The sequence below is a fragment of the Sphingobium sp. genome (assembly GCF_033795625.1).
Classification (GTDB): Bacteria; Pseudomonadota; Alphaproteobacteria; order Sphingomonadales; family Sphingomonadaceae; genus Sphingobium.
Map to the genome: position 1 here is coordinate 1 of NZ_JARYGI010000146.1, position 557 is coordinate 557.

1 protein-coding gene is annotated in these 557 nt (G+C 59.6%); it reads right to left on the reverse strand.

Going from position 1 to position 557, the window contains the following annotated elements; genetic code table 11:
• The coding region (locus tag QHC67_RS19080) for an acyl-CoA dehydrogenase (RefSeq protein ID WP_319296744.1) at nucleotides 1–557 on the reverse strand (557 nt) is incomplete at both ends.

Sequence of the window (557 nt, forward strand, 5' to 3'; positions counted from 1 at the left end):
CACCCATCACCTGCACGCATTTGTCGGCTATCCGCATCAGCGCTTCCGACACAGCGACCTTGGCCATCGAGCTTTCCGACGTACCAAGAGAACCAGAATCGAGCACGCCCGCCGCCCAGTCGATCATCAGTTCGCACTGCTTGATGTCGATGCTGTTCTCAGCGAACATGAAGCCTACACCTTCGTGATCGATCAGTGGTTTTCCAAAAGCCATGCGACGACAGGCATATGAACTGGCGATCTCCTGAGCGCGGATGCAAGCACCCAGCCACCGCATACAATGCGACAAGCGTGCCGGAGACAAGCGAACCTGAGCATATTTGAAACCTTCCCCTGCCGCGCCAAGCATCTGGTCGGCGGGCACGCGCAGATTGTCGATCGCAACGATGGCGTGGCCGCCGGGCATGGAACTGTCGATCGTATCGAGGACTCGCTCGATACGGATCGCCGGGTCGGGAAGGTCGACCAGAAACATGCAGGCACCGACGTCAGCCTTCGCCATCACGATACCGACTTTCGCACCCCCGGCCCCGGTGATGAAGGCCTTGCGCCCGTTG